Raw genomic sequence first — 23,073 nt, 5'->3', positions numbered from 1 at the left:
TGGACGCCGAGGGGAAGCACACCGCGGCGGAGGGCATCTCCGACAAGGAGGCGTCCGACCTCACGGGCGAGGAGAAGGTCGGCGGCAAGCGGGGCGCCGCGCAGTTCCGGGACGCGAAGGAGAGCGCGAAGGAACGGGCGTACCGGAACCGGCTGGAGTCGGTGGCGGGGCTGGTCGCCACGGCGTTGGAGGAGGAGCGGGCCGAGGACAGCCCCGGGGTCGGTTGGTCGTACGAGGGCCAGCAGGCCCGGGAGGTGGTGGACCGCTGGCTCACGGGTGAACGGGCTGCTGCGGTAAGGCCGTTGCACTGGCCGCTGGAGTTCCCGGAGATCATGGGGGTGGGGGGCGCGTCGGGGTTCGACGCGATCGTGGGGAACCCACCGTTCATCGGGGGCCAGAAGCTGACGGGTGCGCTGGGCACGGACTAGCGCGAGTACCTGTGGAGGCTGGGCTTCACGTGCCAGGAGCGAAGAAGAAGGCCGCCTCCAAGCGGGCGCCGAAGCCGAAGGCGGAGCCCAAGCCGGGGGACGGCATCCAGGACGGGTTCTTCTGACAGCAGCGCGCCCCCGGTCCGGCATCGGCCGGGCCCGGGGGCGCGACTACGCGCAGGGTCAGCGCCTGGCCGCGTACGAGACGAAGCCCGCCCAAGCACCTCGCGCGAAGGCAACCCGAGCTCCTTGCATGTTCTTCGAGTCGCGCACGAACACAGCGTCGGGGGCCGCCGCGACCTCGACGCAGTCACCTTCGTTACCGTCGCTGCTGTAGCTGCTCTTGAACCATGCCAACTCGGAAACGTTCTGCGCGGAAGTCCTGCGGATCATGTCTCTCCCAGCATTCGCTCGATGAGGGCCAGAGTCTCTCGGGGCGTAAGCGCCTCGGCCCGGATGATGCCATACCGCAGTTCAAGGGTGCGGAGCTGTTTCGGGTCGGTCACCCCGCGCCCATTGAACGCCCCGTGCGAACGCCCCACTGCCGAACCGTCCTTGAACTTCAGCACTCTGATGTCCCCGTCCATGCCAGGATGCGCCTCGCGATGGGTAGGCATCACCTGGAGAGTGACATTGCGCAACTGCCCGATCTCCAAAAGGCGTTCGAGCTGCCGCCGCCACTCCATTGTGCCTCCGATGGGCCGCCTGAGCGCCGACTCCTCTTGTACGAATCCGAGAGCAGGCGCGGGGGACCGCTCGAAGATCGACTGCCGCGCCATGCGCGCGGCCACCATCCGTTCCACCTCGTCCTGCGAGTACGGGGGTTGCCGAGCCTCGAACAGCGCCCGCGCGTGGCCCGGCGTCTGCAACAGTCCATGCAGGCCGTGCGCCACGTAGGCCGCAATCTCGACCGCCTTCGCCTCCAGCTTCGACAGATCCCGGATCTTCTTCGGGTACCGGACCTCCGCCACGTCCTGCTTCATCGCGGCGATCTTCCCGCCCGCCCCGAGCACCTCGTCCGCCCTGTCCAGGAGCTCCGGGCGGGGGATACGGCGACCGCCCTCCACCTTGTAGACCTGGTCCTCCCCGTACCCGATCGCGGCCCCGAACTCGCCGGCCCGCAACCCCGCCGCCTCCCGCCACGCCTTGATCTGGCGCCCCACCGCCGCGACCACGGCCGCCCCCGACTCGTCATCGGGATCGACGTCCCAGCCCGGCTCGTCCGCCCCGGCGTCCCCGCGCTCCGTTCCGGCCTCATCCACGCTCATCCGTGCCCCACTTCCGACGCGCTTACCGTTCTCGACCCAACCCCTGGCGTCCCCAACACGTCACCCGGACAGCCGGGACAACACCGGACAAGCCCCGGACAACACCCGTACACACAGGGCTCATCGCTCTTCACGGTACGCAGCTACGACCACGCTGAGCGGCGCCACCCAACACATCACCCGAACCGGATATTCCGCTCCCGCCCGGCACCGCCCCCGCCACCCCGAACTCGCCCCGCGCAACGCGATCCGTGCCGAACTCAACCTGGCGCCGAGCCCGTTCCACCGGGTCGCGGGAACCCGCGACCCGGTGAGCCACGTCCTCGTTTTCCGCGACGCATAAAGCTTTAAAGGACTTGGGGAAATTACTCTCCCCACCCAAACCCGACCCCGCCCCGCTCTCGTCACTCACTCGGGTGACACAGGGCAACTGGGCTGGATTTCACGCGGGTTGGCTGGCATATGCTCGCCGCGACAACTCCAGACATGCGACGGCCCCCGACCGAGATTCACAGTCTCAACCGGGGGCCTGACCACCGAGGAAGAAGAGACCTTCCCGATGGATACCCCGCAGATTACCGCGCCCCCGTGCGCCCCGCCCCCGTACCCGGAGACACCACACCGTCATCCGGTGTCATCCACATCAACTTCCGGCATGCCGCAGGCTTCACCGTCATCGGCAACCACCTCGCCCAGCACCGCGGACTCTCCCTCGCGGCGATCGGGCTCGCCGCCCACATCCAGTCGCTCCCCGCCGGAGCCAGGATCGGCATCAAGCGCCTCGCCGAACGCTTCCCCGAGAGCGAGACCCGCATCGCCGCCGCCCTGCGCGAACTCGAAGCCCACGGCTACCTCCACCGCAGCCGCGTACGCCTCGCCGACGGCCGCATCATCACCCGCACCGTCTCGTACAACCAGCCCGGCACGGTCGCACCCATCACCCCAACGCCCCGGCCCCAGACCAGGCACAGCAAACCGACAGCCCCGCTCCCCACCCCACCCCCGCCCTCGCCCTTGCCCGCTCCAGCCACCCCGGCACCCTCGCCGCCCGTCGAGGCCCCGCAGCCGCCCGCCCCACAGCGAACGACCACCCCGGCACCGGTACCCGCACCACCGCCCGCGTACATCTCCGTACCGCCACCCACGGCGCCCAGGACACCGCCCCCACCGCTTCCTCAGCCATACGCGCCCACCGAGGAACTGCGCCGGACGGCCGCCGCACTTCTCGCCGACCTCCGCCGCCACGCACCCGGGCTCACGCTCTCCGAAGGCGATGTCGCCGCCCTCACCCCCGGCGTCGCCACCTGGCTCGAACGCGACGCCCACCCCGACACCATCCGCCACGCCCTCACCACCGACCTCCCCGTCCCCCTCAAGCACCCGGCAAAGCTCCTCCGTCGCCGGATCACCACACTCCTGCCACCCCCGCTCCCCGGCACCGCGGACCTCACCCCGCCCCGCCGCAGGGTCGTCGTCATCCCGCTCCAGAACTGCGACACCTGCGACCGCGCCTTCCGCGCCGCCGACCCCGGAAACTGCCGCGAGTGCCGCGCCGAACAGGCAGCCCCGCACCGGGCGGCCTGACGTCCACCGAGCGGAAGACCCAATCGACTCGGGCACCAAATCTCATCGCTCAGACTCCCCAAGGAATGAGCCATTCCGTGATCACAATCAGCCTATGAGCGGCCACTACAGGAACTTACTCTTGCGTGACAGATACAAATGACACTGACCAGTCATGTTCAAAATCAGGGGGAACTTCCATGCGAACCGCCTACAGGAGACGGATAGTCGCCGCAATCACCATTGCGGCTGTGAGTGGAATATTAGGAGCAGCCCCGGCCTCGTCCCAGGACGACTCTCAGCCGGTCGGACTATCCGCGAGTGAGGTCGACGGGCTTTCGCAGCTTGCAGGGGGATATCTTCAAGCACGCGCAAGTATGGTCACCACCACTCCTCCCCAGGCAAGAATGTCGGTCATTTCCGCCACCCCGGCCATGGCGAATCGCACCTCGGATGAATTCGCCCTGCTCGCAGCAAAGGGCAAACGGTACGAACAGGTGGACGGCGGCTACACAAAGGCCGTCGTGGATGTGACCGTCACGGACTCATCACTGGAAGGTGCCACCGCCACTCTCCAACTCGCCGAGGACACCCGGCTCTACATGCCGTTCACGGCCGCAGAAGTCGCCGAGGGAGCACCCGAGTACGAAGAGTTCTCCCTCCCACACACGGTGACGTTCGACCGAACCGCCGACGGTACGTGGCTGCTTGCCTCGGACAAGGCCGACACAGGATCAGGCCCCGCGCCCAGTACACAGTTGACCGAACCCGATGCGACAGAAGACACGGGTGGCGGCACACCGGACGAGGAAGAAGGCGCCAAGGACACACCATCCGGCACGGACGAACTGCCGGACGGCAGCACAAAGGATGTGAAATTACAGGCCGGGTACGACTACGGAAAGATCGTCGCCTACGCCGATAAGTACTGGAAGAACCCCAACAAGGGCTCTTACCGCACATACGGCAACGACTGCACGAACTTCGTCTCGCAGGCAATGAAGGCCGGCGGCTGGGGTATCGTCGGGCCGACCGATGCCGGACAACGGTCGAACAACAAGAAATGGTTCTACACCATTTTCGTGGACAGAACGAGCTACACCTGGGCCGGGGCAGAGAATTGGTACTGGTTCGCGATAAAGCACTCGAAGCGGACCAAGGCACTCGACAACGTGTACAAGCTCGCCAGTTCCGACGTTCTTCAGGCCGACTGGGACCGTAACGGGAACATCAACCACACCATGGTCGTCACCAAGAAGTACAACGGAGTCCCGTACCTCACGTACCACACCACCAACACGCACAACAAGAGCCTGAAGAAGCTTGTGGCCGATCACGGGCGTGCCTGGTGGTACGCACACCGCACATGACAGGTTCGCCACGGGGGCCTCGCGTGACATTCCGGGGAGGAACAATGCAGCGACGGCAGCTCGTCACCGCGATATCGGCAGCACTGCTTTTGTCCGCGTGTGGCTCCAGTAACGGTTCAGACAGCATCGAAGAGGCCAAGAAAGGCGCCCGCAACGCGGTCGAGTCCTACGTGGATGCTTTGAATTCACGCGATGCGGATCACCTGATCGAAGTAGGTGGCGTTCCTGACGACTCCCGGGCCCGCCGGGAAGCCGGTCGGATCCTCGCCGACAAGGGCGGTCGAGGACTCTCGATCACGGAAGTTCAGATCGACCTCGACATGGGGCCAGATGCCGGATCGGCAAAGCTGACAGCGAAGGAGAAGTCCGGCAGGACAACGCAGGACTCCTTCAGCGTGGTGAGAGTGCACGGCACGTGGCACCTGACCGTCTTCACTGACAGGCCGGCTCCATCCGGCAAGTCGACATCGTCGACGGAGTAGCCGTACCGGATGCGCCGGAGTCGCCTCCCAGGGAGCCCTGCCCTGGGAGGCGACGCGGTGAGGGCCCGCTCTGCCACTGGGGTACTCCGCCCTCGACGACAAAGGGCTGACGCCGCACTGCGGTACCGCTCTCAGCCGAGTGGCCGGCCCTGTGTGTCCAGGATCGACCGCCACCGCTCCCGCACCGGCTCGGCCCACGCGGACTCCGTGCCGAGCGCGTAGGCGATGAGGCCATCGACGTGGTGCACCAGGCCCGCGAGGGACGCGAAGTCGCGGTGTTGCTGGTGGGCACGGAGCCCGAACTTCTCGATGCCGTACAGGTGGCCGAGGACCCGTGACTTGAAGTCGGGAGTGAGGCGCAGAGTGTCACCGTCGACCAGAATACCGAGCACCGACCGGCGGGCACCCGGCGGCACGATCCGGGTCTTGCGGACGTTGACGGTGAATCGGTACGCCTGCACGGCATAGCTGAGCGCTGAGACGGCCGACGGCCGTGAACAAGGGGTGCCCGCAGAGAAGACCACGTCGTCCGGTGGACGGACGGCACGGTCAGGTGTGCTTGAGGTTCGACGGATACACCTCGTGGAGCGGATCCCACCACAACACGTGGAAGATGTTGCCGGTCAGAAATCCGTATAACCGCTGGGTGCCGGTGAACCGCAGACGCTGGATCTTCGACGCGTCATCGAAGCCGATGGCAGCCAGCCGCGCCACGGCCTCCTTGCACAGGCCGCCGGGCAGTTCGTACTCCTTGAAGAAGTCACCAGTCCTGCGTAACTCGTTGAGAGTCATCGTCTCGCAGTCCCGAAGCTTGGCCAGCACCTCACACAACGTGGCCGAATCCATCCGGTCGAATCCCCAGGGACCGCCGTGGTCGACGTGGCTGAACCGCCAGCACACCCGGTCGTCCGAAGTGGCCGCGCCCGACAGAAGTAACCGGACACCACCGATCCGCTTCTCTCGCGCCGCCCCGCTGGGCGGGAGCGCCAATTTCTTCTTGGCCCCCCCCCCTTGGGCATCAGTCGTTGTGCTCCTCGTGCTCGGCCAGCGCACCGAAGAAGTCGGCGATGTCCTCATCGAGCAACGTCTCGTTGCTCCGCTCCAGATCCGGCGCCTGGGCCCGGCCGCGGGCCTCGACCCACGGGCCGGTCCGATGCGTCATCTCGGACAGCTCATGCGCGGAGTACACGCGCATGTTCTCCAGCACGATGTCGACCGATTCCTTCTCCTGGTTGTCCAGCTCGGCCGGATCACCCTCGATGTCCCCGCGCTTCAGCTCGAAGCGGCCGCGGTGCTTGCTGTACAGCTCCGGCGCGACCGGCCCGTTGGCCCACGCCTCGAAACGCTCGGCAAACAGCGGGCGGTCCTCCCAGGCCAGGTGATAGCCGTAGGAGAAATAGCAGAGTTTCTGCAGCTTCATGGCCGACATCGGTGCGGCCTTCAGCAGGATGTACGCGGCTACGTCGTGCACGGTTGCCATGGTCGGTCCCCTCTGGTCCTCGTCGCCACCCTAGAGCCGCACGCCCGCATCGACATCCTCGGAGCTCCCGGGCGGTGAGGATCCCCCCTGTCGGTCCAGCGTACGGGCGAGGTCGGACAACAGGAACGGAACGAGCCCGCCGTCTCACTCGGACACATGGTGCACCGTGAACGAAACGATGTTCTCCATCCCGGCGACCCCGCTCTGGGCCGTGACGTCACCCCGCACTATGACCTCGTCACCCCGGCGGTGGGCCTCGGCCGCCTTGCCGTAGTCGCGCTCGTCCAGGGACATCCTGACCCTGCGCGCCCTGCGGCCGTCCCGGTCGTCGAAGTACCCGGCGACGGTGACCGCGCCGGGCCCGTACGGAAGCTCACGGTGCAGGCGGACCACCGACCCCAGCAGTGCCATGTCCCTGTGCCCCAGCCGGGCCCGCAGGTCCTTGGCCCCGGCATCCAGGACCGCGAGCTGCACCTTCGCTGGCTGACCGGGCCCCGAGGGACTTCTCCGCAGATCCTGAGCCTGCCCGGTCAGTGCCCCGAATCGGCCCCAGCGTTCAGCCTCTGACAGACTCCGGCCATGCCCGCACGTACCACCGCGGCCTGGGCCCTGCGCCCCGCCCGGCTCAAGGACATCGAGGCGATTGCCGAGCTGAGGGCCACCGTGATGCGCCCCGACCTGGAGCGACTCGGGCGCTACGACGAGCACCGCGTACGGCAGCGGCTGCGGGACGTCTACGCACCGGAGCACACCTCGGTCGTCGTCGCGGACGGCGAGTTCGCGGGCTGCGTCACCCTGCGGCCGGTCGAGGACGGGCTGTGGCTGGAGAACTTCTACCTCTCCCCCACCCTCCAGGGCCGTGGCATCGGCACCGCCGTGCTGCGCTCGCTGCTCGCGCGGGCCGATGAGGAGGGCATGGCCGTCCGCCTGGACGTGCTGCAGGGCAGCGCCGCCCGCGCGCTCTACGAACGGCACGGGTTCACCGAGGAACGACAGGACCCGATCGACGTGTTCATGGTGCGCACGCCCACACGCTAGGCCGTCCGGGCCCTTCGGCCCACACCCGTAGAAACCCAGGCAACCCACCCCTGGGAATCTCCGTCTATCCCCCCGCAGCAGCGGCCGGCCCCCGCCGCCGTCTGCACGCATTCGGTACGCAGCACAGGGCCGCACCGCCGCCCGCTGCGGGGGAAGTGGACGGAGCACGGTGTGACGGATCGACCTGCGTTGCGCGCATCTCGCACAGGAGTGCCGCGGCGCACTCTGCTGACGGCGGCGGCCGTCGCAATGAGCCCGGCAGCCCTCAGCGCCTGCACCGCGCCTTCGCCGCCACGCCGCCGCAATCCCACCGCGGACCCGACGCCCGGCCTGCCGATCAGCACCTCGCACCGGGCCCTGATGATGCAGATCCTCGCCCACCCGGACGACGACCTGTACTTCATGAACCCGGACACGCAGCAGGCCCTCGACACCGGAACGCCGCTGGTCTGTGTCTATCTGACGGCGGGCGAGGCCACCGGCATCAACCGTGCGCCCGGCCGCCCGCAGCCCGCCCCCGACAAGGCCGCGTACTCCTCCTCCCGCCATCAGGGGCTCCGGCAGGCGTACGCGACGCTGCTGGGCCTGGGCAGGTTCACGGACTGGCAGAAGTCCGTCATCGGCCTGCACGGCAACCACCGCGCCGAGATCAACAGCCTCAGCAACGGCGGCCGCGAGGTGCAGCTGATCTTCATCAACACGGCCATGCACACCTCGTACGGGCGTCTCGGGCTGCCCAGCCTCTGGCAGGACAGGAGGCTCGTCCTGCCGACCGTCGTCGCCGACGGCTCCCCGTTGCAGCGGGTGGGTTCGTACACCTACGACGGGCTGATCGATGTCCTGGTCGGGCTGTTCGACCGGTTCCGGCCGACCGCCGTGCACACCATGGACCCGGACCCCGACATCCAGCACAGCAGCGAAGTCGTCCGCCGCCGGGACAGCGAGCAGCAGGGCTACTCCGACCACCCCGACCACACCGCGACCGCGCTGTTCACCTGGACGGCGCTGATCCGGTGGGTGGCGCGGGCCACCGAGGACGGTGGCGGGGTGCCGAGCTTCGCCACCACGGCGTTCCGCGGCTACTACAACCGGCACTGGCCGAAGAATCTGCCGCCCGCCGTGCTGGCGGAGAAGGCCTCGCACCTGGTGCCGTACGGGGGTTCGATCGACTGGCGCTGCGGCAACCCCGCGGGCTGCGGGGACTACGGCGTGGGCGGCAACCGACCGCTCACCAACCGCAAGGGCTGGGTACGGTCCACCCACTATCGCTACCCGGGACCCCGGCCCGCCGTCGGCGCCGAAGCGGACGGCAGGCTCGTCGCGTACGGGGTGCTGGGGCTGAGGGCGGTGCGCTGGCGCGAGAGCGCGCCGGACAGCGGGGTGTGGGACACGCCGGACGACCTCGGCGGCGGCCCGCTCGCCCCGATCCTGGGCAGCGCGACCCTGCCGGACGGGCGGCAGTTGCTCTTCGGTCTGCGGTTCGCGGCGCTCAGCGGGCACGGGGCGGACAACGAGCGCGAGATCGTCGCCCTGGAGCAGCGCTCTCCGGGCGGCGGTTTCCGTGCCTGGCAGGGCCTGGGGAACCCGGAGCGCGCCCATGACGCCGGGCGTCGGATCGGCGTCCCGGTCGCGGTCGCCGCCCCCGACGGGCGCGTCCATCTCTTCGTACGGAACGCGGAGAAGGGCCTCAGTACGCGGGTACGGGACACGGACGGCCGGTGGAGCGGGTGGCGGGACACGGGCGGGGGCGAGGTCCAGGACGGGCTGACCGCCGTGGTGGACGACACGGGGTGTGTCCATGTCTTCGCAGCGGGCCGTTACGCGGTGCATCACTGGACGCAGGACACGCCCGGGGATGAGGTCACCGCACGCACACAGATCAGCGGGGTACCGGTGCCGGGGGACGGCCCGGCCGCGCTGCCCGGTGCGGACGGGACCGTCGAGCTGTTCTACCGCGCGGCGGCGCAGGCCCGCCTGACGACCGTCATGACCGGGGAGGCGGCTGACGAGACCGGCATCGACGGATACGGGCGACTGGTCAAGGACCGGCCGGGCTTCGACGGGTACGGGCCGGTGTACGCCGCCGGGTCGCCGCACGCCCCGGTGCTGCTCGGCCGCACCGAGAAGGGCCGGATCCAGCTCCGTACGTCCGAGCGGCTCTCCGTACGGAAGCGGGGGTCGGTGGCGCTGGACGGGCCCGCGCTGCATGTCGGCAGGGACGGGCGGCCGACGGTGGTGGCGCTGGGGGTCGACGCCCTGCCGTGGCTCTGGCGCCCCTGAGAAGTCTCAGAACATGCCGAAGGGCCCCGGTCCACCGCTTGCGCGGCGGGCCGGGGCCCTTCTTGGTGCTCTGTGCGGAGCAACCAGGTCAGACAGTCAGGTAATTACTTGACGATCTTGGTGACCTGGCCGGCGCCCACGGTCCGGCCACCCTCACGGATGGCGAACTTCAGGCCCTCTTCCATGGCGACGGGCTGGATCAGCGAGACGTTCATGACGGTGTTGTCGCCCGGCATGACCATCTCGGTGCCCTCGGGAAGGGTCACAACGCCCGTCACGTCCGTGGTACGGAAGTAGAACTGCGGGCGGTAGTTGTTGAAGAAGGGGGTGTGACGGCCACCCTCGTCCTTCGACAGGATGTAGGCCTGGGCCTCGAACTCGGTGTGCGGCGTGACCGAACCGGGCTTGATGATGACCTGGCCGCGCTCGACGTCCTCGCGCTTGATGCCACGGAGGAGCAGACCGACGTTCTCACCGGCCTGGCCCTCGTCGAGCAGCTTGCGGAACATCTCGATGCCGGTGACCGTGGTGGTGGTCTTCTCGGTCTTGATACCGACGATGTCGACGGTCTCGTTGACCTTGAGGACACCACGCTCGATACGACCGGTGACGACGGTGCCACGACCGGTGATCGTGAAGACGTCCTCGATCGGCATCAGGAACGGCTTGTCGACGTCGCGCTCGGGCTGCGGGATCGACTCGTCGACGGCCTTCATCAGGTCGAGGACGGTCTGGCCCCACTCCTTGTCGCCCTCAAGAGCCTTGAGCGCCGAGACCTTGACGACCGGAAGGTCGTCGCCCGGGAACTCGTACTCGGAGAGGAGCTCACGGACCTCGAGCTCGACGAGCTCCAGGATCTCCTCGTCGTCCACCATGTCGGCCTTGTTCAGGGCGACGACGATGTACGGAACGCCGACCTGGCGGGCCAGGAGCACGTGCTCCTTGGTCTGCGGCATCGGGCCGTCGGTGGCGGCGACCACGAGGATGGCGCCGTCCATCTGCGCCGCACCCGTGATCATGTTCTTGATGTAGTCCGCGTGACCCGGGCAGTCGACGTGCGCGTAGTGACGCGACTCCGTCTGGTACTCGACGTGCGCGATCGAGATCGTGATACCGCGCTGGCGCTCCTCGGGAGCCTTGTCGATCTGGTCGAAGGCCGAGGCCTCGTTCAGGTCCGGGTACGCGTCGTGCAGCACCTTGGTAATGGCGGCCGTGAGGGTCGTCTTACCGTGGTCGATGTGACCGATGGTGCCGATGTTGACGTGCGGCTTAGTCCGCTCGAACTTCGCCTTCGCCACTGGGTCCTCCTGTGGAGTGGTTCTGTACGCCTTGCTTCATCGGCGCCAGGTGATCTTTGCTGGGATGCCGGGGCCGGGGGCATTCACCGCATTGCTTGCGCTCTGCGACGAATGCCCCACCAGGCTCCGGTGACAAGCCTAAAGCGTGAGCTCGGGAGAGTTACTCGCCCTTGGCCTTCGCGATGATCTCCTCGGCGACGTTCCGCGGAACCTCGGCGTAGGAGTCGAACTGCATCGAGTAGCTTGCGCGACCCGAGGTCTTGCTGCGGAGGTCTCCGACGTAGCCGAACATCTCCGAAAGGGGCACGAGGCCCTTCACGACGCGAGCGCCGCTGCGCTCCTCCATGGCCTGGATCTGGCCACGGCGGGAGTTGATGTCACCGATGACATCGCCCATGTAGTCCTCGGGCGTGGTCACCTCGATGGCCATCATCGGCTCAAGGAGCACGGGGGACGCCTTGCGGGCACCCTCCTTGAACGCCTGCGAACCGGCGATCTTGAACGCCAGCTCGGAGGAGTCGACCTCGTGGTAGCCACCGTCGAGAAGGATGACGCGGACGCCCACCATCTCGTAGCCGGCCAGGATGCCGAACTGCATGGCTTCCTGAGCACCCGCGTCCACCGAGGGGATGTACTCACGGGGGATGCGGCCACCGGTGACCTTGTTGACGAACTCGTACGAGGTCTCGCCGCTCTCGATGGGCTCGATCGCGATCTGCACCTTGGCGAACTGACCGGTACCACCGGTCTGCTTCTTGTGGGTGTAGTCGATACGCTCGACGGCCTTGCGGATCGTCTCGCGGTACGCGACCTGGGGCTTGCCGACGTTGGCCTCGACGCGGAACTCGCGCTTCATGCGGTCGACGAGCACCTCGAGGTGGAGCTCACCCATACCACCGATGATGGTCTGGCCGGTCTCCTCGTCCGAGTGGACCTGGAAGGAGGGGTCCTCCTCCGAGAGACGCTGGATGGCGACACCCAGCTTCTCCTGGTCACCCTTGGACTTGGGCTCGATGGCGACCTGGATGACCGGCGCCGGGAAGTCCATGGACTCCAGGATCACCGGGTTCTTGTCGTCGCACAGCGTCTCACCGGTGGTGGTCTGCTTCAGGCCCATGACGGCGATGATGTCGCCGGCGCCCACCGACTCGATCTCCTCACGCTTGTTCGCGTGCATGCGGTAGATCTTGCCGATGCGCTCCTTCTTGCCCTTGACGGAGTTCAGCACGGCGGTGCCGGACTCCAGGCGGCCCGAGTAGACCCGGACGAAGGTGAGCTTGCCGAGGTGCGGGTCGCTCATGATCTTGAACGCGAGGGCCGCGAGCGGCTCGTCGTCGGACGGCTTGCGCTTGACGACCTCCTCCGGGTCCTTGACGCTGTGGCCCTCGATGGCCTCGACGTCCAGGGGGGAGGGGAGGTAGCGCACGACGGCGTCGAGCAGGGGCTGGACGCCCTTGTTCTTGAACGCGGTGCCGCAGAACACGGGGGTGACGGTCGTCTCGCCGCCCTTGCCCGAGTTGATGGTGATGCGACGGATGCCCTCGTAGAGCTGCTCCACGGAAGGCTCTTCGCCCTCCAGGTAGAGCTCCATGAGCGCCTCGTCGTTCTCCGCGGCGGCCTCGAGGAGCTTGGCGCGCCACTCGTCGGCAGCCTCGGCCAGGTTGGCCGGGATGTCGACGATGTCGTACGCCTCGCCCTTGGTCGCCTCGGCGGGGTAGACGAACGCCTTCATCGTCACGAGGTCGACGACACCCGTGAAGTCGGCTTCGGCACCGATGGGGAGCTGCATCACGATCGGGGTCGCGCCGAGGCGGTCCGTGATCATCTGGACGCAGCGGAAGAAGTCGGCACCGGTGCGGTCGAGCTTGTTGACGAAGCAGATACGCGGCACGCCGTAGCGGTCCGCCTGACGCCAGACGGTCTCGGACTGCGGCTCGACGCCCGCCACACCGTCGAACACGGTGACAGCGCCGTCGAGGACGCGGAGCGAACGCTCCACCTCGACGGTGAAGTCGACGTGACCCGGGGTGTCGATGATGTTGATGGTGTGGTCAACATCATTGAGCGGCCAGTGACAGGTCGTCGCGGCGGACGTGATCGTGATGCCGCGCTCCTGCTCCTGCTCCATCCAGTCCATCGTGGCAGCGCCGTCGTGGACTTCACCGATCTTGTACGAAACGCCGGTGTAGAACAGGATCCGCTCAGTGGTGGTCGTCTTGCCCGCGTCGATGTGGGCCATGATCCCGATATTGCGGACCTTGGCCAGGTCAAGCGAAGTGGTGGCCATAAGGCTCAGTCTTCTCTCGGTCTCGATGTGGGTAGCGACTACCAGCGGTAGTGCGCGAAGGCCTTGTTGGACTCGGCCATCTTGTGGGTGTCCTCACGCTTCTTGACAGCAGCGCCAAGACCGTTGGAGGCGTCGAGCAGCTCGTTCATGAGGCGCTCGGTCATGGTCTTCTCGCGGCGGGCGCGGGAGTAACCCACGAGCCAGCGCAGCGCGAGGGTGGAGGCGCGACCGGGCTTGACCTCGATCGGCACCTGGTAGGTGGCGCCACCGACACGGCGGGACTTGACCTCGAGCGAGGGCTTGACGTTCTCAAGCGCGCGCTTCAGCGTGATGACCGGGTCGTTGCCGGTCTTCTCGCGGAGGCCTTCCATGGCGCCGTACACGATCCGCTCGGCAGTGGAACGCTTGCCGTTGAGCAGGATCTTGTTGATCAGCGAGGTGACAAGAGGAGAACCGTAGACCGGGTCGATGATGACCGGGCGCTTCGGGGCGGGGCCCTTACGAGGCATTCTTACTTCTCCTTCTTGGCGCCGTAGCGGCTGCGGGCCTGCTTGCGGTTCTTGACACCCTGGGTGTCAAGGGAGCCGCGGATGATCTTGTAACGAACACCCGGCAGGTCCTTCACACGGCCACCACGCACGAGCACGATGGAGTGCTCCTGCAGGTTGTGTCCCTCACCCGGGATGTAGGCCGTGACCTCGATACCGGAGGTCAGACGCACACGCGCGACCTTACGGAGTGCCGAGTTCGGCTTCTTCGGGGTGGTCGTGAACACACGCGTGCAGACGCCGCGGCGCTGGGGCGAACCCTCGAGTGCGGGCGTCTTGTTCTTCTCGACCTTGTCCTGCCGGCCCTTCCGGACCAGCTGCTGGATCGTAGGCACTACTTCTCCGGTTTCTGTGTGCCGTTCGTGAAACTAACCTGGAACGTCACCGACCCACGCGGTCGGGTGTGTCGAATGCTGCGGGCTCCTGCCGCAAGGCAGAAGGGAGCGCAGATTGCGGTGGCCACTGACGGACTCGCCATGCGGTTGAGGACACGCACACGAGCCCAGGCACACCCCAGGCACAAGGTCTGAGCGTACCTACCTCGTCGACTCCGGTCAAAACACATGCTGTCCACGGCGACACGCCGTGCGTCGGCGGCCTCAGCGCGTGACGAGTACCGCTGTGACGAACGCTGCCAGGAGCAACGCCCAGCCGACGATCGACACCCAACCCAGCACGAGCCCGGCGACCGCCAGGCCGTCGCCCTGCTCGTCGCCGCGGCGTATCTCCTTGCGCGCCATGTGCCCGAGAACCACCGCGGGCACGCCCGTCACCACGGTCACCGGAGCCAGTACGCCGAACATCATCGCACCCTTGGCCTTGCCGTTCGTCCTGGGCTGCGGCGCGGGCAGGAAGGTCGCCGGCACCGCGGCGCCGGAATATCCGGCGGGCGTGGGCTGGGCGAACGCGGGACCCTGCGGCAGGTCTCCGACGAGAAGGGTCAACTCCCCCACCGTACGAGCCGCGTGGGCCCGCGCGACCCGCTTCTCCAACTCGTCGCTCTCAAGACGCCCCTCCGCGAAACCGGCCCGCAGCACATCGACAGCGCGCTCGCGCTCCGCGTGCGAGGCCAGCATCGATGGGCTCTGCGCGGACAGCCGGTCGGGCTGCCTCGACGGATACGACACAAGCATCTCCCCCGGACGGTCGTTAATCCCCCATGCTCCGTCACCCATGCGTGACGGAATCGACTTTACGCCTGCTCGCACACGCCGAAGGGCGGCCACCCTGTGCATACGGGGTGGCCGCCCTCCGGTCGATCAAGCGACTCGCTTACTGGTTGTACGGACCGTAGTCGTAGTCCTCCAGCGGAACGGCCTGGCCGGAGCCCGTGCCGAACGGCGAGTAGTCGATGTCGTCGTAGCCGACGGCCGAGTACATCGCGGCCTTGGCTTCCTCGGTCGGCTCGACCCGGATGTTGCGGTAGCGGGACAGACCCGTACCGGCCGGGATGAGCTTACCGATGATGACGTTCTCCTTGAGGCCGATCAGGGAGTCCGACTTGGCGTTGATCGCCGCGTCGGTCAGAACCCTGGTCGTCTCCTGGAAGGACGCCGCCGACAGCCACGACTCGGTGGCGAGCGAGGCCTTGGTGATACCCATCAGCTGCGGACGGCCGGAGGCGGGGTGACCGCCCTCGGTGACCACACGACGGTTCTCGGTCTCGAACTTCGAGCGCTCGACAAGCTCGCCCGGCAGCAGCTCGGCGTCGCCGGACTCGATGATCGTCACGCGGCGCAGCATCTGCCGGATGATGATCTCGATGTGCTTGTCGTGGATCGACACACCCTGCGAGTTGTAGACCTTCTGGACCTCGCCGACCAGGTGGACCTGGACCGCGCGCTGACCGAGGATCCGCAGCACGTCGTGCGGGTTGGTGGCACCCACGGTGAGCTTCTGGCCCACCTCGACGTGGTCGCCCTCGCCCACCAGCAGACGGGCACGCTTCGAGATCGGGAACGGCGTCTCGTCGCTGCCGTCGTCCGGGGTGACGACGATCTTCTTGGTCTTCTCGGTCTCCTCGATCCGGACGCGGCCTGCCGCCTCCGAGATCGGGGCGACACCCTTGGGCGTACGGGCTTCGAAGAGCTCGACGACTCGGGGCAGACCCTGGGTGATGTCGTCACCGGCCACACCACCGGTGTGGAAGGTACGCATCGTCAGCTGGGTACCGGGCTCACCGATGGACTGGGCGGCGATGATGCCGACCGCCTCACCGATGTCGACCAGCTTGCCGGTGGCGAGCGAGCGTCCGTAGCAGAAGGCACAGGTGCCGACCGCGGACTCACAGGTCAGGACCGAACGGGTCTTGACCTCCTCGACGCCGGCGCCCACCAGGGCGTCGATCAGGACGTCACCGAGGTCGACGTTGGCAGGCGCGATGACCTTGCCGTCGACGACGACGTCCTCGGCGAGCATGCGGGCGTAGACCGAGGTCTCGACGTCCTCCGTCTTGCGGAGCACACCGTCCGCACCCTTGACGGCGATCTTCAGCTTGAGGCCGCGGTCGGTGCCGCAGTCCTCCTCGCGAATGATCACGTCCTGCGAGACGTCCACCAGACGACGGGTCAGGTAACCCGAGTCGGCGGTACGCAGGGCGGTGTCCGCCAGACCCTTACGGGCACCGTGCGTGGAGATGAAGTACTCCAGAACGGTGAGGCCCTCACGGAAGGACGCCTTGATGGGACGCGGGATCGTCTCGTTCTTGGCGTTGGACACCAGACCACGCATACCGGCGATCTGACGCATCTGCATCATGTTTCCTCGGGCACCCGAGTCAACCATCATGAAGATGGGGTTCGTCTTGGGGAAGTTCGCGTTCATCGCCTCGGCAACCTCGTTGGTCGCCTTGGTCCAGATCGCGATGAGCTCCTGCGTGCGCTCGTCCTTGGTGATCAGACCGCGCTCGTACTGCTTCTGGACCTTCTCGTCCTGCGCCTCGTAGCCGGCGACGATCGCCTTCTTGGCCTCGGGGACCACGACGTCGGAGATGGCCACGGTGACACCGGAACGGGTCGCCCAGTAGAAGCCTGCCGCCTTCAGGTTGTCGAGCGTCGCCGCCACGATGACCTTGGGGTAGCGCTCGGCGAGGTCGTTGACGATCTCGGAGAGCTGCTTCTTGCCCACCGAGTAGTCGACGAACGGGTAGTCCTCGGGCAGCAGCTCGTTGAAGAGCGCGCGGCCCAGGGACGTACGCAGCCGGAACGTGTCGCCCTGCTGGTACTCCTGCTCGCCCTCCTCGGCGACCGGCGGCACCCAGCCACGCGGCGGGATGGTGCCCACCGGGAAGCGGATGTCGACCTTGGCCTGGAGCGACAGCTCGCGGGCGTCGAAGGCCATGATCGCCTCGGCCGTGGAACCGAAGGAACGGCCCTGGCCGACGACCTTGCGCTCCTCCTCGTCCGTGGTGAGGAAGAACAGGCCCAGCACCATGTCCTGGGTCGGCATGGTGACGGGACGACCGTCGGCCGGCTTCAGGATGTTGTTCGAGGACAGCATCAGGATGCGGGCCTCGGCCTGCGCCTCCGCGGAGAGCGGCAGGTGCACGGCCATCTGGTCACCGTCGAAGTCCGCGTTGAACGCGGTGCAGACGAGCGGGTGGATCTGGATGGCCTTGCCCTCGACGAGCTGCGGCTCGAAGGCCTGGATGCCGAGGCGGTGCAGGGTCGGTGCACGGTTCAGCAGCACCGGGTGCTCGGCGATGACCTCTTCGAGGACGTCGTACACCACGGTGCGGCCACGCTCGACCATGCGCTTCGCCGACTTGATGTTCTGCGCGTGGTTCAGGTCGACCAGGCGCTTCATCACGAACGGCTTGAAGAGCTCCAGCGCCATGGCCTTGGGCAGACCGCACTGGTGCAGCTTCAGCTGCGGGCCGACGACGATCACGGAACGCGCGGAGTAGTCCACACGCTTACCGAGAAGGTTCTGACGGAATCGACCCTGCTTGCCCTTCAGCATGTCGCTGAGGGACTTGAGCGGACGGTTACCGGGACCGGTGACCGGGCGACCGCGGCGGCCGTTGTCGAACAGCGCGTCGACGGCCTCCTGCAGCATCCGCTTCTCGTTGTTCACGATGATCTCGGGGGCACCGAGGTCAAGGAGACGCTTGAGGCGGTTGTTGCGGTTGATCACACGGCGGTACAGGTCGTTCAGGTCGGAGGTCGCGAAGCGGCCACCGTCCAGCTGCACCATCGGACGCAGGTCCGGCGGGATGACCGGCACGCAGTCGAGCACCATGCCCTTGGGCTTGTTGCTGGTCTGCAGGAACGCGGAGACGACCTTGAGGCGCTTGAGCGCACGGGTCTTCTTCTGGCCCTTGCCGGTACGGATGATCTCGCGGAGGCGCTCGGCCTCCTCGTCGAGGTCGAACGACTCCAGGCGCTTCTGCAGAGCAGCGGCACCCATGCAGCCGTCGAAGTACGTGCCGAAGCGGTCACGCAGCTCGCGGTAGAGCAGCTCGTCGCCCTCCAGGTCCTGGACCTTGAGGTTCTTGAAGCGGCTCCACACCTCGTCGAGACGGTCGATCTCGCGCTGCGCACGGTCGCGCAGCTGCTTCATCTCACGCTCGGCACCTTCGCGCACCTTGCGGCGCACGTCGGCCTTGGCACCCTCGGCCTCGAGCTCGGCCAGGTCGGTCTCGAGCTTCTTGGCGCGGGCCTCGAGGTCGGCGTCGCGACGGTTCTCGACCTGCTGACGCTCGACGGAGACGTGCGCCTCCAGCGAGGGCAGGTCACGCGTACGGCGCTCCTCGTCCACGAACGTGATCATGTACGCGGCGAAGTAGATGACCTTCTCGAGGTCCTTCGGCGCCAGATCGAGCAGGTAGCCGAGGCGCGACGGAACGCCCTTGAAGTACCAGATGTGGGTGACGGGAGCGGCAAGCTCGATGTGGCCCATGCGCTCACGACGCACCTTGGCGCGCGTGACCTCCACGCCACAGCGCTCACAGATGATGCCCTTGAAGCGGACACGCTTGTACTTGCCGCAGTAGCACTCCCAGTCCCGGGTCGGACCGAAGATCTTCTCGCAGAAGAGTCCGTCCTTTTCGGGCTTGAGCGTGCGGTAGTTGATGGTCTCCGGCTTCTTCACTTCGCCGTGGGACCAGGTCCGGATGTCGTCCGCGGTGGCAAGGCCGATCCGCAGCTCGTCGAAGAAGTTGACGTCGAGCACTTGTCGTCAATCCCTCTTTCGGGGGTTCGAGCCCCCTCGCGTCACGCGAGAAATCGGGGCACTTCAGCAATGGTCTGAACGGGTCCGGGGAGAGCCGGCCGGATCACGGGGATCCGGCCGGCCAACCCGTCAGACCTCTTCGACGCTGCTCGGCTCGCGCCGGGACAGGTCGATACCGAGCTCCTCCGCCGCGCGGAAGACGTCCTCGTCCGTGTCGCGCATCTCGATGGACATGCCGTCCGAGGACAGCACCTCCACGTTGAGGCAGAGCGACTGCATTTCCTTGATGAGCACCTTGAAGGACTCGGGAATGCCGGGCTCGGGGATGTTCTCGCCCTTGACGATCGCCTCGTAGACCTTCACGCGGCCGGTCACGTCGTCGGACTTGATCGTCAGCAGTTCCTGGAGGGCGTATGCGGCGCCATAAGCCTCAAGGGCCCACACCTCCATCTCACCGAAGCGCTGTCCACCGAACTGAGCCTTACCACCCAGCGGCTGCTGGGTGATCATGGAGTACGGACCCGTCGAACGAGCGTGCAGCTTGTCGTCGACGAGGTGGTGGAGCTTGAGGATGTACATGTACCCGACCGAAACCGGGTCCGGGAACGGCTCACCGGAGCGGCCGTCGAACAGCTTGGCCTTGCCGGAGGGCTGGACCAGGCGGTCGCCGTCGCGGTTCGGGATCGTGGCCTCGAAGAGACCGGAGATCTCGTCCTCGCGCGCACCGTCGAAGACGGGGGTGGCGACGTTGGTGCCGGGGGCGACCTGGTCGGCGCCGATGGCCTGCAGGCGCTTGGCCCACTCGTCACCGAGGCCGGAGACGTCCCAGCCGCGGCTGGCGAGCCAGCCGAGGTGGATCTCCAGGACCTGTCCCGGGTTCATTCGGGACGGGACACCCAGCGGGTTGAGGATGATGTCGACCGGGGTGCCGTCCTCCAGGAACGGCATGTCCTCGATCGGGAGGATCTTCGAGATGACGCCCTTGTTGCCGTGACGGCCGGCGAGCTTGTCACCGTCGGTGATCTTGCGCTTCTGCGCGACGTAGACGCGGACCAGCTGGTTCACGCCCGGCGGCAGCTCGTCGCCCTCTTCGCGGTCGAAGACGCGGACGCCGATGACCTTGCCGATCTCACCGTGCGGCACCTTCAGCGAGGTGTCGCGCACCTCGCGCGCCTTCTCACCGAAGATCGCGCGGAGCAGGCGCTCCTCGGGGGTCAGCTCGGTCTCACCCTTGGGCGTGACCTTGCCGACGAGGATGTCACCGGCGACGACCTCGGCACCGATACGGATGATGCCGCGCTCGTCGAGGTCGGCGAGGACCTCTTCGGAGACGTTCGGGATGTCCCGGGTGATCTCCTCCGGGCCGAGCTTGGTGTCACGGGCGTCGACCTCGTGCTCCTCGATGTGGATCGAGGAGAGGACGTCGTCCTGCACGAGGCGCTGCGACAGGATGATCGCGTCCTCGTAGTTGTGACCCTCCCACGGCATGAACGCCACGAGCAGGTTCTTGCCGAGGGCCATCTCACCGTTCTCGGTGGCCGGACCGTCGGCGAGGACCTGGTCGGCGACGACCCGGTCGCCCTCGGAGACGACAACCTTCTGGTTGACCGAGGTGCCCTGGTTGGAGCGCATGAACTTGGCGATGCGGTACGTGGTGTACGTGCCGTCGTCGTTGGTCACGGTGATGTAGTCCGCGGAGACCTCCTGGACCACACCGTCCTTCTCGGCCTTCAGTACGTCACCGGCGTCGGTGGCGCAGCGGTACTCCATGCCGGTGCCGACGAGCGGGGCCTCCGACTTGATCAGCGGCACCGCCTGACGCATCATGTTCGCGCCCATGAGGGCACGGTTGGCGTCGTCGTGCTCCAGGAAGGGGATCATCGCGGTGGCGACGGACACCATCTGGCGCGGCGAGACGTCCATGTAGTCGACGTCCGTGCCGGGCACGTAGTCGACCTCTCCGCCACGGCGGCGGACCAGGACGCGGGGCTCGACGAAACGCAGTTCCTCGGAGAGGGTCGCGTTCGCCTGAGCGATGACGTAGCGGTCTTCCTCGTCGGCCGTGATGTAGTCGACCTCGTCGGTGACCTGGCCGTCGACGACCTTGCGGTACGGCGTCTCGATGAAGCCGAACGCGTTGACGCGGCCGTACGAGGCGAGCGAACCGATCAGACCGATGTTCGGGCCTTCAGGGGTCTCGATCGGGCACATGCGTCCGTAGTGGGACGGGTGCACGTCACGGACCTCGAAGCCGGCCCGCTCACGGGACAGACCACCGGGACCCAGAGCCGAGAGACGACGCTTGTGCGTCAGGCCCGACAGCGGGTTGTTCTGGTCCATGAACTGGGACAGCTGGCTGGTGCCGAAGAACTCCTTGATGGAGGCGACGACCGGCCGGATGTTGATCAGGGTCTGCGGCGTGATCGCCTCGACGTCCTGAGTCGTCATGCGCTCACGCACGACGCGTTCCATACGGGCCAGACCCGTACGGACCTGGTTCTGGATGAGCTCGCCGACGTTGCGCAGACGACGGTTGCCGAAGTGGTCGATGTCGTCGGTCTCGACGACGATCGAACGACCGGACTCGCCGACCGTCTCGGTCTCACCGGCGTGCAGCTTGACCAGGTACTTGATGGTCGCGATGACGTCGTCGGTGGTGAGAACGCCGGCGTCCAGCGGCTCGTCGGCGCCGAGCTTCTTGTTCACCTTGTAGCGGCCGACCTTCGCGAGGTCGTAGCGCTTCGGGTTGAAGTAGAGGTTCTCGAGCAGCGTCTGAGCGGCCTCGCGCGTGGGCGGCTCGCCCGGGCGGAGCTTGCGGTAGATGTCGAGCAGCGCGTCGTCCTGGCCCTGGGTGTGGTCCTTCTCCAGGGTGGCGCGCATGGACTCGTACTCGCCGAACTCCTCGAGGATCTGCTCGGTGGTCCAACCGAGAGCCTTCAGGAGAACGGTCACGGACTGCTTGCGCTTGCGGTCGATACGGACACCGACCATGTCGCGCTTGTCGATCTCCATCTCCAGCCAGGCACCCCGGGACGGGATGATCTTGGCCGAGAAGATGTCCTTGTCGGACGTCTTGTCGATGGAGGAGTCGAAGTAGACACCCGGCGAGCGGACCAACTGCGACACGACGACACGCTCGGTGCCGTTGATGACGAAGGTGCCCTTGTTGGTCATGAGCGGGAAGTCGCCCATGAAGACCGTCTGGGACTTGATCTCGCCGGTCTCGTTGTTGGTGAACTCGGCCGTGACGAAGAGCGGGGCGGCGAACGTGAAGTCGCGCTCCTTGCACTCGTCGATCGAGTTCTTCGGGGGCTCGAAGCGGTGGTCGCGGAACGTAAGCGACATCGACCCGGAGAAGTCCTCGATCGGTGAAATCTCCTCGAAGATTTCCTCCAGGCCGGACTTGGTGGGGACGTCTTGTCCACTGTCCAGAGCAGCCTCGACGCGAGCCTTCCAGGCGGCATTGCCGAGGAGCCAGTCAAAGCTCTCGGTCTGCAGCGCGAGGAGGTTCGGAACCTCGAGGGGCTCCTTGATCTTTGCAAAGGAGATGCGCAGCGGGGCGGTGCTGGCACCGTTGTTCGTATTCGCGGTCGAGGCGTTGCGCGAGGCGGCCAAGAGGGGGTCCTTCCGAGGGCTCGGACTCACTACGCGCGTACCGGTCCCAAGTTGGACACGGAGACAGAAATCCCAGGTCAGGGAGGATCGGCCATCGGTGCTCAAGCGTGGGCATGCCCCTGGTGACGGGCAGGAGGCAGCTAACAGGCAGCGCAAAGGGTCAGTGTAGCCAAACGGCACACTGATGTCCAGTCGGGGTTCTCAGAGACCCACGTTGCTCTCAACAGCTGTTCTCAACACCTAT

General features: G+C 66.8%; 19 protein-coding genes. 6 read left to right on the top strand and 13 right to left on the bottom strand.

Annotation, left to right across the window (positions count from 1 at the left end):
• Positions 1 to 161 precede the first annotated feature (161 nt).
• Positions 162 to 428: an Eco57I restriction-modification methylase domain-containing protein gene (locus tag GA0115254_RS23410; protein WP_093897246.1), complete on the top strand. Its 267-nt coding sequence runs from the start codon at positions 162 to 164 to the stop codon at positions 426 to 428.
• A 183-nt stretch (positions 429 to 611) separates the two neighbouring features.
• Here GA0115254_RS23410 and GA0115254_RS23405 read toward each other — a convergent pair whose 3' ends face one another.
• Complete coding sequence (locus GA0115254_RS23405; protein ID WP_093897245.1) at positions 612 to 821, bottom strand: DUF397 domain-containing protein; 210 nt, start codon at positions 819 to 821, stop codon at positions 612 to 614.
• Positions 818 to 1,696: a helix-turn-helix domain-containing protein gene (locus GA0115254_RS23400; protein ID WP_093897244.1), complete on the bottom strand. Its 879-nt coding sequence runs from the start codon at positions 1,694 to 1,696 to the stop codon at positions 818 to 820. Before GA0115254_RS23400 ends, GA0115254_RS23405 begins: the two co-directional genes overlap by 4 nt.
• A 588-nt stretch (positions 1,697 to 2,284) precedes the next feature.
• Here GA0115254_RS23400 and GA0115254_RS23395 point away from each other — a divergent pair.
• The 3 genes from GA0115254_RS23395 (at position 2,285) to GA0115254_RS23385 (ending at position 5,111) form a co-directional block, all read left to right on the top strand.
• Positions 2,285 to 3,280 (top strand): helix-turn-helix domain-containing protein, encoded by a 996-nt coding sequence (locus GA0115254_RS23395; protein WP_107451374.1) that lies wholly within the window; start codon positions 2,285 to 2,287, stop codon positions 3,278 to 3,280.
• A 179-nt stretch (positions 3,281 to 3,459) separates the two neighbouring features.
• Positions 3,460 to 4,629 (top strand): amidase domain-containing protein, encoded by a 1,170-nt coding sequence (locus tag GA0115254_RS23390; RefSeq protein ID WP_093897243.1) that lies wholly within the window; start codon positions 3,460 to 3,462, stop codon positions 4,627 to 4,629.
• A 44-nt stretch (positions 4,630 to 4,673) separates the two neighbouring features.
• Positions 4,674 to 5,111 carry a hypothetical protein gene (locus tag GA0115254_RS23385; RefSeq protein ID WP_093897242.1) on the top strand — a complete coding sequence of 146 codons (438 nt, stop codon included), beginning with the start codon at positions 4,674 to 4,676 and terminating at the stop codon, positions 5,109 to 5,111.
• Between the two features lie 131 nt (positions 5,112 to 5,242).
• On the opposite strand, the gene GA0115254_RS23380 is transcribed toward GA0115254_RS23385, so the two are convergent.
• The 4 genes from GA0115254_RS23380 to GA0115254_RS23365 form a co-directional block, all read right to left on the bottom strand.
• A complete protein-coding gene (locus GA0115254_RS23380; protein ID WP_141720900.1) occupies positions 5,243 to 5,572 on the bottom strand; it encodes a hypothetical protein in 330 nt (109 codons plus the stop codon).
• An 88-nt stretch (positions 5,573 to 5,660) separates the two neighbouring features.
• The gene (locus GA0115254_RS23375) at positions 5,661 to 6,101 is read right to left on the bottom strand and encodes a hypothetical protein (RefSeq protein ID WP_141720899.1); all 441 of its coding nucleotides are present in this window, start codon (positions 6,099 to 6,101) and stop codon (positions 5,661 to 5,663) included.
• A 28-nt stretch (positions 6,102 to 6,129) separates the two neighbouring features.
• Positions 6,130 to 6,591 carry a Panacea domain-containing protein gene (locus tag GA0115254_RS23370; RefSeq protein WP_093897239.1) on the bottom strand — a complete coding sequence of 154 codons (462 nt, stop codon included), beginning with the start codon at positions 6,589 to 6,591 and terminating at the stop codon, positions 6,130 to 6,132.
• 144 nt (positions 6,592 to 6,735) lie between these two features.
• Positions 6,736 to 7,065, bottom strand: a complete 330-nt coding sequence (locus GA0115254_RS23365; protein ID WP_093897238.1) for a hypothetical protein — start codon at positions 7,063 to 7,065, stop codon at positions 6,736 to 6,738.
• 105 nt (positions 7,066 to 7,170) lie between these two features.
• On the opposite strand from GA0115254_RS23365, the gene GA0115254_RS23360 reads away from it, so the two are divergent.
• Both GA0115254_RS23360 and GA0115254_RS23355 read left to right on the top strand, forming a co-directional pair.
• Entirely contained in the window at positions 7,171 to 7,629 is a 459-nt protein-coding gene (locus tag GA0115254_RS23360; protein ID WP_093897237.1) for a GNAT family N-acetyltransferase, read from the top strand.
• A 249-nt stretch (positions 7,630 to 7,878) separates the two neighbouring features.
• Positions 7,879 to 9,909, top strand: a complete 2,031-nt coding sequence (locus GA0115254_RS23355) for a PIG-L family deacetylase (RefSeq protein ID WP_093897289.1) — start codon at positions 7,879 to 7,881, stop codon at positions 9,907 to 9,909.
• A gap of 104 nt (positions 9,910 to 10,013) precedes the next feature.
• On the opposite strand, the gene tuf is transcribed toward GA0115254_RS23355, so the two are convergent.
• The 7 genes from tuf to rpoB all read right to left on the bottom strand — a co-directional run bounded on the left by tuf (position 10,014) and on the right by rpoB (position 22,829).
• A complete protein-coding gene (gene tuf, locus GA0115254_RS23350; protein ID WP_093897236.1) occupies positions 10,014 to 11,207 on the bottom strand; it encodes an elongation factor Tu in 1,194 nt (397 codons plus the stop codon).
• 160 nt (positions 11,208 to 11,367) lie between these two features.
• Positions 11,368 to 13,494: an elongation factor G gene (fusA, locus tag GA0115254_RS23345; protein ID WP_093897235.1), complete on the bottom strand. Its 2,127-nt coding sequence runs from the start codon at positions 13,492 to 13,494 to the stop codon at positions 11,368 to 11,370.
• A gap of 38 nt (positions 13,495 to 13,532) precedes the next feature.
• Positions 13,533 to 14,003, bottom strand: a complete 471-nt coding sequence (gene rpsG, locus GA0115254_RS23340) for a 30S ribosomal protein S7 (protein WP_093897234.1) — start codon at positions 14,001 to 14,003, stop codon at positions 13,533 to 13,535.
• A 2-nt stretch (positions 14,004 to 14,005) separates the two neighbouring features.
• Entirely contained in the window at positions 14,006 to 14,377 is a 372-nt protein-coding gene (rpsL, locus tag GA0115254_RS23335) for a 30S ribosomal protein S12 (protein WP_003948652.1), read from the bottom strand.
• Positions 14,378 to 14,641: 264 nt separating this feature from the next.
• Positions 14,642 to 15,175, bottom strand: coding sequence for a DUF1707 and DUF4190 domain-containing protein (locus GA0115254_RS23330; RefSeq protein WP_256102740.1), 534 nt, complete (start codon positions 15,173 to 15,175; stop codon positions 14,642 to 14,644).
• Positions 15,176 to 15,314: 139 nt separating this feature from the next.
• On the bottom strand, positions 15,315 to 19,214 hold the full coding sequence (locus GA0115254_RS23325) for a DNA-directed RNA polymerase subunit beta' (protein WP_093897233.1): 3,900 nt from the start codon (positions 19,212 to 19,214) through the stop codon (positions 15,315 to 15,317).
• A 129-nt stretch (positions 19,215 to 19,343) separates the two neighbouring features.
• The gene (gene rpoB / locus GA0115254_RS23320; protein ID WP_093897232.1) at positions 19,344 to 22,829 is read right to left on the bottom strand and encodes a DNA-directed RNA polymerase subunit beta; all 3,486 of its coding nucleotides are present in this window, start codon (positions 22,827 to 22,829) and stop codon (positions 19,344 to 19,346) included.
• Between the last annotated feature and the right edge of the window lie 244 nt (positions 22,830 to 23,073).

Origin of the sequence: Streptomyces sp. Ncost-T10-10d (assembly GCF_900091955.1) — a bacterium.
GTDB lineage: Bacteria > Actinomycetota > Actinomycetes > Streptomycetales > Streptomycetaceae > Streptomyces.
Note: the sequence above shows the minus strand (reverse complement) of the source record. Positions and strands in the feature narration are given on the sequence as shown.

Coding starts and splice junctions, on each gene's coding strand:
- GA0115254_RS23330 (WP_256102740.1), bottom strand. CDS start 15,175: ATGCTTGTGTCGTATCCGTCGAGGCAGCCCGACCGGCTGTCCGCGCAG.
- GA0115254_RS23400 (WP_093897244.1), bottom strand. CDS start 1,696: ATGAGCGTGGATGAGGCCGGAACGGAGCGCGGGGACGCCGGGGCGGAC.
- GA0115254_RS23405 (WP_093897245.1), bottom strand. CDS start 821: ATGATCCGCAGGACTTCCGCGCAGAACGTTTCCGAGTTGGCATGGTTC.
- GA0115254_RS23390 (WP_093897243.1), top strand. CDS start 3,460: ATGCGAACCGCCTACAGGAGACGGATAGTCGCCGCAATCACCATTGCG.
- rpsG (WP_093897234.1), bottom strand. CDS start 14,003: ATGCCTCGTAAGGGCCCCGCCCCGAAGCGCCCGGTCATCATCGACCCG.
- GA0115254_RS23360 (WP_093897237.1), top strand. CDS start 7,171: ATGCCCGCACGTACCACCGCGGCCTGGGCCCTGCGCCCCGCCCGGCTC.
- GA0115254_RS23355 (WP_093897289.1), top strand. CDS start 7,879: ATGAGCCCGGCAGCCCTCAGCGCCTGCACCGCGCCTTCGCCGCCACGC.
- fusA (WP_093897235.1), bottom strand. CDS start 13,494: ATGGCCACCACTTCGCTTGACCTGGCCAAGGTCCGCAATATCGGGATC.
- GA0115254_RS23385 (WP_093897242.1), top strand. CDS start 4,674: ATGCAGCGACGGCAGCTCGTCACCGCGATATCGGCAGCACTGCTTTTG.
- GA0115254_RS23370 (WP_093897239.1), bottom strand. CDS start 6,591: ATGGCAACCGTGCACGACGTAGCCGCGTACATCCTGCTGAAGGCCGCA.